Source organism: Maribacter halichondriae (genome assembly GCF_027474825.1).
Lineage (GTDB): Bacteria > Bacteroidota > Bacteroidia > Flavobacteriales > Flavobacteriaceae > Meishania > Meishania halichondriae.
In genome coordinates this window covers 3,853,554-3,869,290 of record NZ_CP107030.1, presented here as the reverse complement: position 1 = coordinate 3,869,290, position 15,737 = coordinate 3,853,554, and the positions used below count along the sequence as shown (strand labels likewise).

Annotated in this window: 14 protein-coding genes, 1 tRNA gene and 3 pseudogenes; 12 read left to right on the top strand and 6 right to left on the bottom strand. The window is 39.3% G+C overall.

Annotated features, from left to right (window positions below):
• Positions 1-59 precede the first annotated feature (59 nt).
• Complete coding sequence (locus N8A86_RS18010) at positions 60-620, top strand: YqgE/AlgH family protein (protein ID WP_273566632.1); 561 nt, start codon at positions 60-62, stop codon at positions 618-620.
• 18 nt (positions 621-638) lie between these two features.
• Here the strand turns inward: N8A86_RS18010 and N8A86_RS18005 are convergent.
• Together N8A86_RS18005 and N8A86_RS18000 are read right to left on the bottom strand one after the other, a co-directional pair.
• Positions 639-1,480, bottom strand: a pseudogene (locus N8A86_RS18005) (aminotransferase class IV).
• 53 nt (positions 1,481-1,533) lie between these two features.
• On the bottom strand, positions 1,534-1,917 hold the full coding sequence (locus N8A86_RS18000; protein WP_273566631.1) for an START-like domain-containing protein: 384 nt from the start codon (positions 1,915-1,917) through the stop codon (positions 1,534-1,536).
• A 184-nt stretch (positions 1,918-2,101) separates the two neighbouring features.
• Here N8A86_RS18000 and N8A86_RS17995 point away from each other — a divergent pair.
• Positions 2,102-2,175: transfer RNA gene (locus tag N8A86_RS17995), tRNA-Met, on the top strand.
• A gap of 55 nt (positions 2,176-2,230) precedes the next feature.
• Here N8A86_RS17995 and N8A86_RS17990 read toward each other — a convergent pair.
• Both N8A86_RS17990 and N8A86_RS17985 read right to left on the bottom strand, forming a co-directional pair.
• A complete protein-coding gene (locus N8A86_RS17990) occupies positions 2,231-3,181 on the bottom strand; it encodes a phosphoribosylaminoimidazolesuccinocarboxamide synthase (protein ID WP_273566630.1) in 951 nt (316 codons plus the stop codon).
• An 8-nt stretch (positions 3,182-3,189) separates the two neighbouring features.
• On the bottom strand, positions 3,190-4,143 hold the full coding sequence (locus N8A86_RS17985) for a PhoH family protein (protein ID WP_273566629.1): 954 nt from the start codon (positions 4,141-4,143) through the stop codon (positions 3,190-3,192).
• A gap of 128 nt (positions 4,144-4,271) precedes the next feature.
• Between N8A86_RS17985 and N8A86_RS17980 the strand changes: the two genes are divergently transcribed.
• The 4 genes and pseudogenes from N8A86_RS17980 to dnaN all read left to right on the top strand — a co-directional run bounded on the left by N8A86_RS17980 (position 4,272) and on the right by dnaN (position 8,863).
• Positions 4,272-5,102, top strand: coding sequence for an SAM hydrolase/SAM-dependent halogenase family protein (locus N8A86_RS17980; RefSeq protein ID WP_273566628.1), 831 nt, complete (start codon positions 4,272-4,274; stop codon positions 5,100-5,102).
• A 115-nt stretch (positions 5,103-5,217) separates the two neighbouring features.
• Positions 5,218-5,952 carry a gliding motility-associated ABC transporter permease subunit GldF gene (gene gldF / locus N8A86_RS17975; protein ID WP_273566627.1) on the top strand — a complete coding sequence of 245 codons (735 nt, stop codon included), beginning with the start codon at positions 5,218-5,220 and terminating at the stop codon, positions 5,950-5,952.
• Entirely contained in the window at positions 5,949-7,613 is a 1,665-nt protein-coding gene (gldG, locus tag N8A86_RS17970) for a gliding motility-associated ABC transporter substrate-binding protein GldG (protein ID WP_273566626.1), read from the top strand. Before gldF ends, gldG begins: the two co-directional genes overlap by 4 nt.
• Positions 7,614-7,745: 132 nt before the next feature.
• Positions 7,746-8,863: pseudogene (gene dnaN, locus N8A86_RS17965) on the top strand (DNA polymerase III subunit beta).
• Positions 8,864-8,981: 118 nt separating this feature from the next.
• Here the strand turns inward: dnaN and N8A86_RS17960 are convergent.
• Together N8A86_RS17960 and N8A86_RS17955 are read right to left on the bottom strand one after the other, a co-directional pair.
• Positions 8,982-9,347 carry a DUF4870 domain-containing protein gene (locus N8A86_RS17960; protein WP_273566625.1) on the bottom strand — a complete coding sequence of 122 codons (366 nt, stop codon included), beginning with the start codon at positions 9,345-9,347 and terminating at the stop codon, positions 8,982-8,984.
• A 90-nt stretch (positions 9,348-9,437) separates the two neighbouring features.
• On the bottom strand, positions 9,438-9,896 hold the full coding sequence (locus N8A86_RS17955) for a hypothetical protein (protein WP_273566624.1): 459 nt from the start codon (positions 9,894-9,896) through the stop codon (positions 9,438-9,440).
• A 148-nt stretch (positions 9,897-10,044) separates the two neighbouring features.
• Between N8A86_RS17955 and mnmE the strand changes: the two are divergent.
• The 6 genes and pseudogenes from mnmE to N8A86_RS17925 all read left to right on the top strand — a co-directional run bounded on the left by mnmE (position 10,045) and on the right by N8A86_RS17925 (position 15,735).
• Positions 10,045-11,447 (top strand): annotated as a pseudogene (gene mnmE / locus N8A86_RS17950) (tRNA uridine-5-carboxymethylaminomethyl(34) synthesis GTPase MnmE).
• A gap of 244 nt (positions 11,448-11,691) precedes the next feature.
• Entirely contained in the window at positions 11,692-11,850 is a 159-nt protein-coding gene (locus N8A86_RS17945; protein WP_273566623.1) for a hypothetical protein, read from the top strand.
• A gap of 5 nt (positions 11,851-11,855) precedes the next feature.
• On the top strand, positions 11,856-12,575 hold the full coding sequence (locus N8A86_RS17940; protein ID WP_273566622.1) for a polysaccharide deacetylase family protein: 720 nt from the start codon (positions 11,856-11,858) through the stop codon (positions 12,573-12,575).
• Positions 12,576-13,139: 564 nt separating this feature from the next.
• The gene (locus tag N8A86_RS17935; protein WP_273566621.1) at positions 13,140-14,486 is read left to right on the top strand and encodes an undecaprenyl-phosphate glucose phosphotransferase; all 1,347 of its coding nucleotides are present in this window, start codon (positions 13,140-13,142) and stop codon (positions 14,484-14,486) included.
• Positions 14,487-14,681: 195 nt separating this feature from the next.
• Entirely contained in the window at positions 14,682-15,512 is an 831-nt protein-coding gene (locus N8A86_RS17930; RefSeq protein WP_273566620.1) for a polysaccharide biosynthesis/export family protein, read from the top strand.
• A gap of 7 nt (positions 15,513-15,519) precedes the next feature.
• Complete coding sequence (locus tag N8A86_RS17925) at positions 15,520-15,735, top strand: hypothetical protein (RefSeq protein WP_273566619.1); 216 nt, start codon at positions 15,520-15,522, stop codon at positions 15,733-15,735.
• Positions 15,736-15,737: the final 2 nt, after the last annotated feature.

The following is a 15,737-nucleotide window of genomic DNA, read 5'->3' as shown; positions in this document are numbered from 1 at the left end:
CACCTTTTTTGCCAGTTATAAGAATTATCTTATTTTAGTTAGACTAACACGCATTGACTATGGTCGGCCTTAAGCCCAAAAAAGGAAAGTTGCTCATTGCAGAACCTGCCCTGACCGGGGATGTTTCCTTCAATAGATCTGTAGTGCTCTTGGCCGAGCACAATGAAGAGGGTTCTGTAGGATTTATCTTGAACAAACCTTTGGATTATAATATCAATGACCTCGTTACAGAGATCCAAATACCTTTTCAGGTCTATAATGGGGGTCCCGTAGAACAAGACAATCTGTATTTCATTCACAAAGTGCCGCATTTGATCAGCAATAGCGTTGAAATTTCAGACGGAATTTTTTGGGGCGGCGACTTTGAAAACGCCATTACCCTCATCAACGAAAAAATGATTACAGAAGAAGACATACGTTTCTTTTTGGGATATTCAGGTTGGTCGAGCCTACAATTGGATGCCGAGTTGTCTTCAAAATCTTGGATCGTTGTAAAGAACGAATACGAAAGCGCGATTATCCAAAAGTCTTCGAATGCATTCTGGAAAGAAAAAATGATCGAACTAGGCGGTAATTATCTTCTGTGGTCGAATGCTCCGGAAAATCCAAGTCTGAATTAAAGTCAGTAGTAGCAAAACTTAGTTTAGCCTTGCAGAAGCATTTAGCTTGCCCAACATATCCTTGGCTACGGATACCTCAAAAGTCTTTTTTCTATATTTTGTTATAGATTTTATTCCAATTACCGCGTTGGTTATAAAGAGTTCATCGGCTTTTTGCAAATCAAAAGGTGAGATAGACTTCTCTTCAATGGTATAACCATCAAGTTTATTTACAATTTCGATAAGTTTTTTTCTAATGATTCCATTCAGACTACCGTCTTTAAGGGGCGGTGTAGTCAGAACAGTTCCATTGACCATGAATAAATTTCCGTTCAAAGCTTCAACTACCTGTTTTGAATGGTTTAAAAGCAAACAATTGTCATAGTCATTTTCCTTGGCAAAAATACTGCCGAGAACATGTATTATTTTATTATTGGTCTTAAGCGTGGAAAGCATATCAGGGTTAACATAGAAATCTTTGAAGAGTTCCACTTCGTAGTTGTCATCTTCCCAAACGAAAAAGGAGATTCCAGGGGTTCTGCCTGAATAATATAGGATATTGTATTGGTCAAAGGAGTGTACAGACCTCCATCGTCTCTAAAAACCAACACCCTCATACGTGCTCCTTTTTGTAAATTGTTGGCTTCTACGGTCTTGACGATTTGCTCTTGCAAAAATTCCATGGTGAAATTCATGGGTATTTCCATGCGCAACATCCGCATGGAAGACATTAGTCGAAGATAGTGATCCTCCCAAAAAGGAATGTGCCCCTGAACAAAGCGTATTGATTCAAAAAGAGCGTCTCCGTAGCGCAGCCCCCTATTTTCTTGATTTAGAAATTTGGTCGTATTCGAGAAAAGTTCACCATTATAATTGACCATAAAAAATCCCGATTTTAATCGGGATCAAATATACTGATTATTGCAGAACGTCTCTATCGAGAACCCAAGACCTGTTTCAAATCGGATACTTGGTTCGTCCATAACATTTTTGCTTCGTCGATTTCGTCTTCTTCGGCAAAATCAGTTATAAACAAAGAAACATCTTTCGTAATCTCGTCGACGATAATCTTCATTTCGAAAAAACTTCCGTCGTCGTTTTCTTCCCATGAAAATTTTACGAACTCATCACTCTTTCTTTTTAAAAGTTTGGCTTCTTCTTCGGCACCATCCCAAATAAAACTAAACATTTCGCCACGGGAATTCACATTATCGGCAAACCACTCCGAAAGTCCTGATGGAGTGGCCAAATACTGATATAGTAATTGTGGTGACGATTGAATCACAAACTCCATTTCAAACTTAACCTTATCGCTCATTTTTATAATTCTTTACTTCGGGCAATATATATATTTATAGATGATAAAAAAATAAAACGGAGGGAATATTTTTGCCATATGAAGTTTGATGACCATAAAATTAAACTTTATATTTGCAGCCGTTTTGATTATGACGGGCATCGGATTCATAACCTTGGCCCAGAAATAAAGAAAAACAATATTTGGCGAGGTAGCTCAGGCGGTTAGAGCGCAGGATTCATAACCCTGAGGTCGGGAGTTCAAGTCTCCCTCTCGCTACGAAAAAACCCTTTCAAAAATTTTGAAAGGGTTTTTTATTCTCATTTCGAAAAAATCACTTTTTAAGATATTCCAATACATTCTTCTCGATACGCTCTTGAATATCCGAAATATCGGCCTTAACAAACGTTTCTCCAGTGATATTCTCGTACAGCTCAATATACCTTTCAGAAACCGTTTCTATATAATCATCAGACATTTCAGGCACGTTTTGACCCTCCAACCCTTGAAAACCGTTACTGATGAGCCATTGACGAACGAACTCCTTCGAAAGCTGTTTTTGTGGCTCTCCCAAATCTTGGCGCTCTTGATACCCATCGGCATAAAAATATCTTGAAGAATCGGGTGTATGTATTTCGTCTATTAACACGATCTTACCGGCTCTGGTCTTGCCGAATTCATATTTGGTATCGACCAAAATAAGGCCTCGTTCTGCGGCTATTTCCGTTCCTCTTTGAAAAAGTGCCCGGGTATATTTTTCGAGTACTTCGTAATCTTCTTTTAATACGATTTCCCTATTTAAAATATCTTCTTTGGAAATATCCTCATCATGGTCGCCCTTTTCGGCTTTGGTCGCAGGGGTAATGATAGGATTAGGAAACTTATCATTTTCTTTCATTCCGTCAGGCATCGCAACTCCACACAAAATTCTTTTTCCCGTCTTATATTCCCTTGCGGCATGGCCCGATAAATAACCCCGTATGACCATTTCGACCTTGAAAGGTTCACAAGCATGGCCAATAGCGACATTGGGGTCTGGGATTGCCAAAAGCCAGTTAGGCACAATGTCTTGAGTAGCGGCCATCATCTTGGTGGCTATTTGGTTTAGAATTTGACCCTTATAAGGGATACCTTTGGGCATGACCACATCAAATGCGGAAAGCCGATCAGTGGCTACCATGACCAACAAATCATTTTTCAAGGAATAAACTTCTCTTACCTTGCCTTTATAAACGCTTTTTTGATTCGGAAAATTGAAATTGGTATTTACTATGGTATTACTCATGGAAATGCTCAATTCTGATGTTCGATATTTTTGTAGGCATCAATAACTTTTTTGACCAATTTATGGCGAATGACGTCTTTATCGTCCAAATATATAATCTCGATGCCCTCGACATCCTTTAGTACTAAAAGTGCTTCTTTGAGTCCTGAGATTACCCTTCTGGGCAAATCGATTTGACCGGGATCGCCCGTAATCATGAATTTCGCACTTTTCCCCATTCGGGTCAGGAACATTTTCATTTGTGCGTGGGTCGTATTTTGGGCCTCGTCCAAAATCACGAAGGCATGGTCTAACGTGCGTCCCCTCATAAATGCCAAAGGCGCAATCTGAATTGTACCATTCTCAATAAGATGTGAAAGTTTTTCCCCAGGAATCATGTCTCTCAAAGCATCATAGAGCGGTTGCATGTAGGGATCTAGTTTTTCTTTTAAATCTCCAGGAAGAAATCCCAGGTTCTCGCCGGCCTCGACCGCAGGTCTTGTTAAGATAATTCGTTTTACCTGCTTCTCTTTCAGTGCTTTAACCGCCAAAGCCACTCCTGTATATGTTTTACCTGTACCCGCAGGGCCAATGGCAAAGACCATATCGTTCTTTTTGGCGGCATCGACCAATTTTCTTTGGTTCAAAGTCTGCGCCTTGATAAGTTTGCCGTTTACACCATGAACCAAGGTTTCCTCACTATTTGCTGGCGATTGATAGTCCGAAGCGCCATTACTGGTGAGTACCCGTTCAATGATATTTTCATCTAACTTGTTGTACTTGGCAAAATGGGTCGATAGCATATCGAAACGTCTTTCGAATTCCTCAAGAAGTTCTTCGTCACCATAGACTTTGATTTTGCTTCCCCGGGCAACTATTTTTAGCTTTGGAAAATACTTCTTAAGTAGATTGATGTTCTCGTTCTGTTGTCCGAAAAAATCTCTCGGACTAATCTCGGTAAGCTCTAGTACTATTTCGTTCAAAGAATGTCGCGGTTTAAGGATGAAGCCAAAAGATAAATTTCGGAAGGCTGTTTTTTTGTTCTAATTTTGTGATACAAACTTAACCAAAAATTAGGTTTGCCCATGTAAAAACATATCAACATTGCTGTATGGCAATTATTACCTTAACTACTGATTTCGGACTCAAAGATCACTTCGTAGGTGCTTTAAAGGGGAGTATCTACAAAGAATTGGCCGATGTCAAAATCGTTGATATCTCACATCATATCAGTCCGTTCAATATACAGGAATGTGCCTATATTCTTGAGAACGCCTATAAGAACTTTCCTGATGGCACCGTACATATCGTAGGTGTCGATTCGGAGCCTACGCCCGAAAACGAACATATTGCCGTATTTGTTGACGGACATTATTTTGTCAGTGCCAACAATGGTGTTGTGGGGTTGATAACCTCAGAGATCAATCCGGAGAAAGTTGTGAAGATAAATATTCCGAATCCTATTCACGGGTCTTTTCCCGTTTTGGATGTATTCGTACAGGTAGCCTGTCATATCGCCCGTGGAGGTACGCTTGAAGTCGTAGGCAAGTCGTTCGAAGGACTTAAGGAATTACGCGAATTTGCACCTACGGTCACCGATAATGGCAAGAAAATTATAGGAAGCGTAATATATATCGACAACTATGGCAATGTAGTGACCAATATTCATAAGAAATTCTTTGAAGCCTACCGAAAGGGAAGGGATTATGAACTGAGCGCCCGTACGACTAAAATCAAGCGCATACATAATAAGTATAGCGATATCATAAATTTCGATTTGGAAAAAGGTAAGCGCAAAGGTGCGGGCGATCTTATGGCACTTTTTAATTCTGCTGAATATATAGAATTGGCCATCTATAAAAGTGACCTTAATACGGTCGGGGGAGCTTCTACACTATTGGGCCTTGATTATAGGGATACCATCACCATTAGCTTCGAATAAAATTTTAAAAATGACGGTCTGCTTGATTTTTTAAAAAGAAAATATTGCTAGTTTTGAACGGATTTTCATTGAGACCTATGATTACAAACCATAACAACGTACCATAAACTAAATAATGTTTGCCATCTTCAAACGTGAAATACAGTCGTTCTTCACCTCGCCCATAGGATATCTGGTCATTGGGCTTTTTTTGGTGCTAAGCGGTTTGTTTCTATGGGTTTTCAAAGGCCCTTTTAATATTTTTGATTACGGTTTTGCAGACTTGGGAAACTTCTTTTTATTGGCGCCATGGGTATTTTTGTTCCTGATACCTGCTATTACGATGAAAAGTTTTTCGGAAGAACGGAAATTGGGCACTTTAGAATTGCTTTTTATCAAACCGATAGGCATTTGGCAGACGGTATTGGGCAAGTACTTGGGCACGTTTGCATTGGCCTTGATTGCCTTGCTGCCAACGTTACTTTATGTCCACTCGGTTTCACAATTGGGAACGACTGTTGGAAATTTGGATATGGGTCTTGTCATCGGATCGTATTTCGGCCTTCTTTTTTTAATCGGATGTTATACCGCAATAGGACTGTTCGCCTCTACCCTGTCGGATAATCAAATCGTAGCGTTTATTTTAGGCATTGCCATCTGTTTTTCGGCCTTTTACGGTTTTGAGGCCTTATCCACGTTGTTCAGTGAAGGAAGTGCAGCATTGTTTGTTCTGCAATTGGGCATGAAAGCACATTCCGAAGGTCTGGCGAGGGGCGTACTTGATACACGTGATTTGGTTTATTTTACGGGCCTAACGATTTTCTTCCTCTTTCTTACCGTTGTTCAACTTAAAAATACGGACCGGTCATGAAAAAGCCTCTTGTTAAAATTTTGATGGCTTTGGCAGGACTAATTCTAATTAACCTATTGGCCAGTCTGATCTACACACGATTTGATTTGACTGAAGATAAGCGCTATACCCTTTCCGAACCTGCGGAGCGGTCCGCGGAATCCTTTCAGAGTCCAGTGATTGTTGATGTATTGTTGGGTGGAAATCTTCCCCCGGAGTTTATAAAACTCAAGACCGAGACGCAACAAATTCTGGAAGAATTCGCCTCCGTAAATTCGAATATCAAATTCAGTTTTGTAGACCCCTTGGTAAATGTTGAAAGTATTGAAGGTACGATTACCGAACTTCAGGCCTTAGGGCTGACCCCTGCCCGGGTAACCGTAGAAAACGATACAAAGGTTTCGCAGGAAATCGTTTTTCCATGGGCGATGGTCAACTATAACAATACAACGGTCAAGGTTTCATTGTTGAAAAATAAGTTGGGTGTATCGACCGAAGAGCGTGTGAACAACTCGGTGCAACATCTCGAATATGCTTTTGCAGATGCCTTTACCAAAATAAACATCAAGGAGAAAAAACGTATTGCGGTCATAAAAGGCAATGGTGAGTTGGAAGACATTTATCTCGCCGATTTCTTGACCACCATTCGCGATTATTATAATATCGGTGCAATCACTTTGGATTCCGTCAGTACGAATCCGAAAAAGACTTTAGAGCAGTTAAAGGGCTACGACCTCGCCCTGATCGCCAAACCTACGGATGCCTTTACGGATGCCGAAAAGTATATCATGGACCAATATATGGTCAATGGTGGAAAATCGGTCTGGCTCATCGATCAGGTCAATATGGAACTCGATAGCCTTTTTAACGAAAGTGGCAGGGCTATGGCTCTTCCGCGCGATTTGAACTTGAACGATTTTCTATTTCGTTATGGGGTCAGGATCAATCCTGTTTTGGTAAACGATATGTATTTTACCCAAATCGTATTGGCCACGGGCGACGGCAATGCCTCCCAATATGAACCGGTACCTTGGTTGTACAATCCTATGGTATTTTCAAAGAACGACCATCCCATTAATAATAATATTGAAGCCTTACGTTTTCAATTTGCCAATACAATAGACACGATATCCAATTCCTATAAAAAAACGATTTTATTTCAAAGCTCCCCACTTTCAAAGGTAGACGGCACTCCGCGACAGATTAGTCTTGACCTCATCAATACCCCACCAGAAAGAGAACAGTTCAACGAAGGTGACCGACCTATGGCGGTTTTGATAGAAGGCACATTTACCTCGGCGTATGCAAATCGCATTAAGCCCGTGGCATTGGAAAACCCTGTCGAAAAAGATATTGAAAATAAAATGCTCGTAGTCGCTGACGGGGACATTATCAAGAACCAATTACGCAATGGCAGGCCCTTGGAACTCGGTTACGACAAATGGACGAACAACTACTATGGCAACAAGGAATTTTTGATAAACGCCTTCAATTATATGTTGGACGATACCGGACTTATAAACATTCGGAATAAAAAAGTGGCCATCCCATTTTTGGATGAAAAGAAAATCAGTGGGCAAAGAACCAAATGGCAGCTACTAAATATTGCACTTCCAGTAGTACTCACCTTGGTTTTGGGCCTTCTCTTCAACTTTTTTAGAAGGCGTAAATATGGTAGTTGAGTGTTGATAAGTTTGTTTCGGTAAAAAGTACAATTCAAATATCTTTGTTTGATTTCGATTTCGTCGGCTATCCGTATAAATGTGCCTCAGAATATTCGAATCCGCACCAACTAATAGAAAATTAAAAAACGCATGAAGTTTATAGTTTCCAGTACGTATTTATTGAAACAGTTGCAGGTTTTGGGCGGTGTTATCAACAATAGTAATACGCTACCCATTTTAGACAATTTTTTATTCGATTTAAAGCAGGATACTTTGACTGTTTCGGCATCGATCTCGAAACAACGATGAGCTCGGTGCTCAAGGTCGATTCAGACAATGAAGGAGTCATAGCAGTACCCGCCCGTTTGTTACTGGAAACTTTGAAAACCTTCCCTGAGCAACCCTTGACCTTCGTTGTCGAGGATAACAATACGGTAGAAATCAGCAGCAATCACGGTAAATATGCCTTGGCGTATGCAGATGGGGCGGAATTTCCGAAAGCCGTTGAACTGGCCAATCCAATTTCTACGACGCTTTTGGCGGATATTTTGGCAACGGCCATTAATAAGACGATTTTTGCCGCTGGAAATGATGATTTGCGCCCGGTAATGAGTGGTGTGTTCTTTCAGTTCTCACCCGAAAATTTGACATTCGTTGCAACGGATGCACATAAATTGGTAAAATACCAACGTTCAGATGTTACGGCGTCTCAGGTGGCGGAATTTATTATGCCTAAAAAACCGCTGACATTGTTAAAAGGAATTTTAGCCGGAAGTGAATCGGAAGTAACTATAGAATACAATGATAGCAATGCAAAGTTCAGCTTTGACAATTCAGAATTGATTTGCCGTCTGATTGATGGAAAATATCCAAATTATGAAGCGGTCATCCCGAAGGAAAATCCGAATAAACTTTCGATTTCACGGAATCAATTTTTGAGTTCGGTGAGAAGGGTATCTATTTTCTCGAACAAGACCACGCACCAGATCCGGTTGAAAATTGCCGGAGCCGAATTGAATATATCGGCAGAGGATATCGATTATAGCAACAAGGCCGAAGAGCGTCTTACCTGTTCGTATCAAGGTGACGACATGCAAATAGGTTTCAATTCAAGGTTTCTAACTGAAATGTTGAATAATTTAGATTCTGAGGAAGTTTCCCTTGAAATGAGCTTGCCCAACCGCGCAGGAATATTGACGCCTGTCGATGGCCTTGATGAAGGTGAAAATGTGACCATGCTGGTCATGCCCGTTATGCTAAATAATTGATGTCATGGTGTGCGCAGCGCAGCAATCGGTCGTTCGAGATATATAAACATATTGAATGACGGCTATAAAAAATGCCCTGACCGCGGTCAGGGCATTTTTATTTTAACCTATGAACTTATTAAGAAATAAAAGGTATTGTCATAAACTTACTCGGTGCTTCTCCATTACTTGCACGAACCGCATTTACAATGGGTAAGACAAATGAAGTAATTCCGATGACGATAAGACTTATGATTCCCAATCCGAACAAGAGTATTGCAGGAATACTTAATATGGCCAAAAGAATCAAGCTCAATTGAAAATTGACAATTGCCTTTCCGTGTTCGTCCATACCTTGTACCTTATCCTTTGAGGTCAACCATATGACCAATGGAACGATAAGTCCTCCAAATCCGGTAATATACGTAAGCAATTGTGATAAATGTGTAATGACCAATAACTGGTTATCGGTCCGTAATGCTGCATTTTGATTGATGATTTCCATTTTTTGATTGTTTTTCGGGGTTATACAATAATATGACGAAAAAATTCCCGTTTTGTTACAATTTTACATAAAAATCCAATTTTAATAGTGCTATTGCTTTCGCTCCAACTTCGCTAACTTCGCTTTTTCCTTCACGATTTCGATTTTTAATTTATCGATTTTCTGGTTCATTTCCATTTCATCCACAGGAGACAATTTTCCCTTACTTTTTCCCTTCGTGAGTTTGCTTTGTAGTTTTTGTATATTACGTTCGCTTTTATCAATCGACTTTCTTTTTTTACCGATGGATTTTGTCAAACGCTTCATCCTGTTGGCCTCTCGCTCGGCTTTACTCTGGGCTTTTTCTGCTTTTTTTGCCTCTTTTTCGGCTTTCTTAATGGCGTCTTCGGCCTCCTTAGTGTCTTTGGTGTCCGCCTTCACTTCATCACTTATTCTATCTGCATCTTGCACTTGTGTGGCCATTGAATCTTTTACTTGAGTCGTCTCTTGCGCTTGTATTGAAAAGCCTACAAGGAAAACAGCCGCAATCGAAATAAATATGGTTTTCATTCTATTTTATTTTTTAAGTTAATGCTTATCGAAGATATAAAATAAGTGGGTGCAAGACCCGACTTTACCAATTATCTAACACTTTGGCCTATGACCCGTAGATAATATCATCAAAGCTTTTTGACTACTTTTGTAAGCAAATTATACCATGGTTCCAAATGATATCATAATTGCTTTGGCGACCCCGTCCGGTGTGGGTGCGATTGCCGTAATACGTCTTTCGGGCGATGGTGCCATCGAATTCGCAAATCCGTTTTTTAAATTTTCAAATAGAAAAAAAAAAAACTTTCAAAACAACAAGGCCACACCATACATCTCGGTCACATTACGGATGGAAAAAAGGTCATGGACGAAGTACTCGTTTCCATTTTCAAGGGACCCCATTCGTATACTGGGGAAGATGTTGTCGAAATCTCATGCCATGGATCACCTTACGTTCAACAGCAAATCATACAACTGTTCCTTAGAAACGGTTGCCGTATGGCCGACGCAGGGGAATTTACCCTCCGGGCATTTCTTAACGGAAAGATGGATCTTAGTCAGGCCGAGGCCGTTGCCGATTTGATTGCTTCCAATAATGAGGCAAGCCATCAAATCGCAATCAATCAAATGCGAGGTGGTTTTTCTTCGGAAATAAAAAAGCTTCGCGAAGAACTGCTCAATTTTGCATCCTTATTGGAATTGGAGCTCGATTTTTCTGAAGAAGATGTTGAGTTTGCTGACAGGAAGCAATTCTCGCAACTCTTAAATCGTATTCAAAAAGTGCTCAAAAACCTTATTGACTCTTTTGCAGTGGGCAATGTGATTAAAACTGGAATTCCGGTAGCTATTGTTGGGGAACCTAATGTCGGTAAGTCTACTTTGTTGAACGAACTCCTCAATGAAGAAAGAGCTATAGTATCTGAAATAGCCGGCACCACAAGAGACACCATTGAAGATGAAATCTCAATTGGTGGTTTCGGTTTTCGTTTTATAGACACAGCAGGTATTCGAGAAACTGAAGATGTTGTTGAAGGCATCGGTATTCGAAAGACTTTTGAGAAGATAGAAAAGGCACAGGTGGTTATTTTTTTAGTTGACGGTTCGTGGTTGATGATCGCTGGGAAAACGTTGGAAGACTTCAGAATCGAATCTGAAAAGATAAAAAATCAGTATCCACAAAAACCGTTTATCGTTCTGGTCAATAAGAAAGATATGCTTTCAAAAGAACAACTAACGGCGATTAACAAAAAGCTATCGACCGCACTTTTGATTTCCGCAAAAACTGGCGAGGGTCTTGAAGAACTGCAATCCAAACTTTTGGAATTTGTAAATACCGGCGTACTTCGCAACAATGAAACCATTGTGACCAATACAAGGCATTATGACTCACTTTTAAAGGCTCTGGAGGAAATTGAAAAAGTTCAATTTGGGATGGAGGAAGACCTCCCTAGCGATTTGATGGCCATAGATGTACGTGAAGCGCTGTATCATTTAGGAGAGATAACGGGGCAAGTAACCAATGATGAGCTTTTAGGAAATATTTTTTCGAATTTTTGCATCGGTAAATAAGTAGCACATCCACACACTCGATAAATTTTTTTTGGATAGCGGCTAACCATTCCCAAAGCGATAATGAGCAATCAATTTTGCCTGATCGACGATTTAATTTGGTATCTAAAAGTGACTTTGATATTTTAGGAATTCATACTTTGGTTTTTTTTAACAAAATTTTGTACATTTCCAGAACTACCCCAATGATTTTAACTTTTCACTATCTCCCCCAACATAAAGTACTGGTAAAGAAGTACGTGATATGAAGAAAATTATTTTCGCTATAATGCGTTTTTCAGGCCTCGCCTATTTATTCCATGAGTTTGTACAAAAGTATAAGACTACAATTATACTATTGCACGATATCGATGTGACCACGGCAGAAATGACGTTTGAGTATCTAAAAAAAAGTATGCCCTGATTTCTTTGGACACCTACATCAATGCCGTTAAAAATCGAACCAAATTGCCCTCAAAAGCTATGGTCATCACTTTTGATGATGGGCATATCGGCAATTACGAGTTGTTGCCTATCATAAAAAAATTGAATATTCCGGTTACCATATTTTTATGTGCATCGATTATTGATACCAATCGCCAATTTTGGTTTCAATATGACGAACTTCCGATGTCCGCTGAAAAATTAAAGAAGAAGAAAAATAACGAGCGACTTAAAATTTTAAGAAAAGCCGGATTTGACAAAAATCATGAATACGATTCTGCTAGTGCCCTGCAAAGAAAACATATTGAAGAAATGAGACCGTACGTCAATTTTCAGGCCCATGCGATGTACCATCCGATATTTCCGAACTGCGATGATGAAGAGGTTCGCACTGAAATTTTTGGGACCAAGGAAGCACTTGAGAATAAGTTCGGACTGGAAATAAACGCTATCGCTTACCCCAACGGAGATTATTGTGAAAGAACCATACGATTATCGAAAGAAGCCGGGTACCAATGTGGTTTGACGGTAGAATATGGTTTTAACGACCTGGAATCTGATTTGTTCATCTTAAAAAGACTTGGCCTCGACGATTCGTATGATAAGAACGAATTAATTGCCAAAGTAAGTGGTCTTTGGGATTTTATTAAAACCAGAAATGGTCGCAAACAAACGGTGGGTAAAACTGAAAAAGTTGTCAGTTAATAATCATAATTGGCCAATACTGCTAAACATTTTTTGCTTCTGTCATTAATTTCCCCTGTCATAATTTACTTTTTTAGAATTGAACATCAAAAAGTCATTGGCCGGTTATTAAACCATATCCACGCCCCACTAAATGCATGAAAAGAACGATAATCAAAATCGTGCCAATAATTCCACTTTTAAGATGTTGATAGAATGTGCATTTCATCGATCATAATACCATTCTAAGGGGATTATTTTCAAATAAACTTCGATAGTTACATCTTTGAAATATAAAAGTGGGTGAGTGCAAAATTACCCGTTGTAAATACTGTTAATAAATCGAATTACATTTATATTTGCCGACTTTTGAAAAAAAGTATTTATTATTTTTTTCTTGCTCCAAAACTGTTCGCCATTAACGAATACCATTTTATTTTTTTAACCAAACCAAAACCGAAATATGGGCGTCTTAGGTCTGCTCTTACAAAATCTTCCTTTCCGTTCGGCGAAGTCAGTTGACTTCATTACGAAGGCAAAATCTTTTTTCTTAATTAGTTTGAGTTCAACCCATAGCGATAAATCGTGAAAAATTCAGACCTCATAATTCCTATTTCTATTGCCATAAACTTGGCGATAATAAATGGTCTGTTATATATTTTAACACCTGAAACCTATCTACATTCTTTTCATATCATCTATTACAATGTAGCTTGGTTACTCATTACATATACTCTTGACTTCTACCCTACAGATAGAAAAGAAAGGTTTTTGACCAATTTCGAAAAGATGATAAAATTATATGTCATTTTTGGTTTCGTCTATTTCTCGGCCTTTGGTTTCAATCAAAACATGCCTTTCTCCCTTTCATATCAACTTCTTGTATTTGCGGTTTTATGTTTCTGTCTTTCTGCATATCGCTGGTTTTTCTTTTGGGCAAGACGAAGATATAGAATGCTCGGGGGCAATTCGGTGAATGTGGTCGTCTTAGGAAAAGATACCAATCTGAAAAAAATGCGTCAGATTTTCGAAGATTCGTATTTGGGGTATCGCTACAAAGGGTTTTTCGACAACAGGTCTTATAAAAGGCCCGATTACCTCGGAGCAATCGAAGATAGCTTCTTGTACATGCTTGAAAATAGAATTGACGAGATTTATTGTTCGGTATCAAAATTTAGTAAGAATGAGCTGGACAATCTCATCGATTTCGCCGATAACAACTTGATTAAATTCAAAATTATACCCGATAACAAAGAAATTCTGACAAGGGCCATGAGCATCGAGCGATATGGTAGTCTTCCTATACTGAACTTAAGAAAAGTACCGTTAGATACTGATTATGCCCGTATTACGAAGCGTATTTTTGATATCTTCTTCTCTCTTTTCGCAATTATATTTATTTTATCATGGTTGACACCCCTATTGGCCATTTTAATCAGGTTGGAATCTTCAGGACCGGTATTTTTCAAGCAAGAGCGACACGGACTAAAAAGAAAGGTTTTCTGGTGTTATAAATTCAGGTCCATGGCGATCAACGGAGAGGCGGATATTAAGATGACCACTAAAAATGACATGCGTGTTACACGGATCGGTCGATTTATGCGACGAACCAGCATCGATGAACTTCCACAATTTTTCAATGTACTGCTCGGTAATATGAGCGTTGTGGGGCCCAGACCGCACATGATGTTCCATACCGAGGACTATGAAAGCTCTGTAGATAAATATCTAGTTCGCCATTTCGTTAAACCTGGAATAACGGGACTAGCGCAAATTAAAGGCTATAGAGGTGAAATACTTTGCTCTTCGGATATTAAAAATAGAACCCGTTTTGATATTTTTTATGTGGAACGATGGTCTATGGCCCTGGATTTAAAAATAATATTACAAACAATTTACAATGCCTTTTCTCAAGAAGAACGGGCTTATTAAATTTAGTCTGGGATTACAACGATATTCGCTTTGGAAAATAAACATTAACAAGATAACGGTCATTTACAGTAAGAATTGACCGACTATCCGATTTTTTTTGTAATCTATTTTAGTATGGCCAATTTTGTACTTTCGTTGCCAATTTTAAGAAACCAAGAACAAAAAGTTTGAGGCTACCATCAAAAGAATTTAAAAATGAACTATTTCTCCAAGTTGATCAAATACAATCCTGCTTTTACACTCCGTTCAAATAGTAATGCCGTTATAGTTTGCTGTATGACCGCAATGGTATTGACCTCATGCGGCAATATTAAAGATGCAACCTATTTCAATGATATTCAAGATACCACCTTTCCATACAATATGGAAAGTTTGGAGCCTATCTTACAGGCGAATGACATGCTGAGCATTACGGTAAGCAGTGTAAACCCTGAAGCGGCCGAAATATTCAACGTGTCTAACGTAACATCTGTGCAATCGTCTACCGTCTCTGGATCCACATCTCAAATCTCGGGATACCTCGTTGATCAAGATGGGTTTATTCGATTTCCAGTATTGGGAAAGATAAAAGCTGCGGGCAAATCAAAAAAGGCACTAAGGGAAGAGATAACAAAAGAACTTGAAACGCGTAAGCTTTTATTAGAACCTATCGTTGACATACGATATCTTAATTTTAAGGTATCGGTACTGGGCGAAGTTCAAAACCCTTCAGTCTTGACCATACCCAATGAAAAGATATCATTATTGGAAGCCTTGGGTCTCGCAGGCGATATCACCATTTATGGGAAGCGAGATAACGTAGTCATCATCAGGGAAGAAGGATTCGGGCTTAAGAACTTTAACCGTGTTGATTTGACCTCCAATGAAATTTTCAGTTCGCCCTTCTACTATCTCAGGCCGAACGATATTGTATATGTAGAACCCAATAAATCGAAAGTGGCCAGTACGAGTCTAGCCACACAATGGGTTCCCGTTGCATTAAGTGCCATTTCACTTGCCGTAATAACAATTGTAAACTTTAAATAAAAACGTCTTGAATACAGATACAAATAGCAAACAGGGTTCGGATCAAAACCTATTCGGTCTGATTATTTCACGTTACCTACCGTATTGGCCTCTTTTTGCAGTTTTGGCAGTTTTGGGGGTACTGGGTTCATGGGGCTATCTGAAATGGGCGACGCCCATCTATGAAACTTCGGCGACCTTGATTATAAAGGATGAGAAAAAGGAGTCGACGACCCCAATGTGATG

Coding starts and splice junctions, on each gene's coding strand:
- N8A86_RS17945 (WP_273566623.1), top strand. CDS start 11,692: ATGAAGAAAATTATTTTCGCTATAATGCGTTTTTCAGGCCTCGCCTAT.
- gldG (WP_273566626.1), top strand. CDS start 5,949: ATGAAAAAGCCTCTTGTTAAAATTTTGATGGCTTTGGCAGGACTAATT.
- N8A86_RS17960 (WP_273566625.1), bottom strand. CDS start 9,347: ATGGAAATCATCAATCAAAATGCAGCATTACGGACCGATAACCAGTTA.
- N8A86_RS18010 (WP_273566632.1), top strand. CDS start 60: ATGGTCGGCCTTAAGCCCAAAAAAGGAAAGTTGCTCATTGCAGAACCT.
- N8A86_RS17930 (WP_273566620.1), top strand. CDS start 14,682: ATGAACTATTTCTCCAAGTTGATCAAATACAATCCTGCTTTTACACTC.
- gldF (WP_273566627.1), top strand. CDS start 5,218: ATGTTTGCCATCTTCAAACGTGAAATACAGTCGTTCTTCACCTCGCCC.
- N8A86_RS18000 (WP_273566631.1), bottom strand. CDS start 1,917: ATGAGCGATAAGGTTAAGTTTGAAATGGAGTTTGTGATTCAATCGTCA.
- N8A86_RS17980 (WP_273566628.1), top strand. CDS start 4,272: ATGGCAATTATTACCTTAACTACTGATTTCGGACTCAAAGATCACTTC.
- N8A86_RS17955 (WP_273566624.1), bottom strand. CDS start 9,896: ATGAAAACCATATTTATTTCGATTGCGGCTGTTTTCCTTGTAGGCTTT.
- N8A86_RS17990 (WP_273566630.1), bottom strand. CDS start 3,181: ATGAGTAATACCATAGTAAATACCAATTTCAATTTTCCGAATCAAAAA.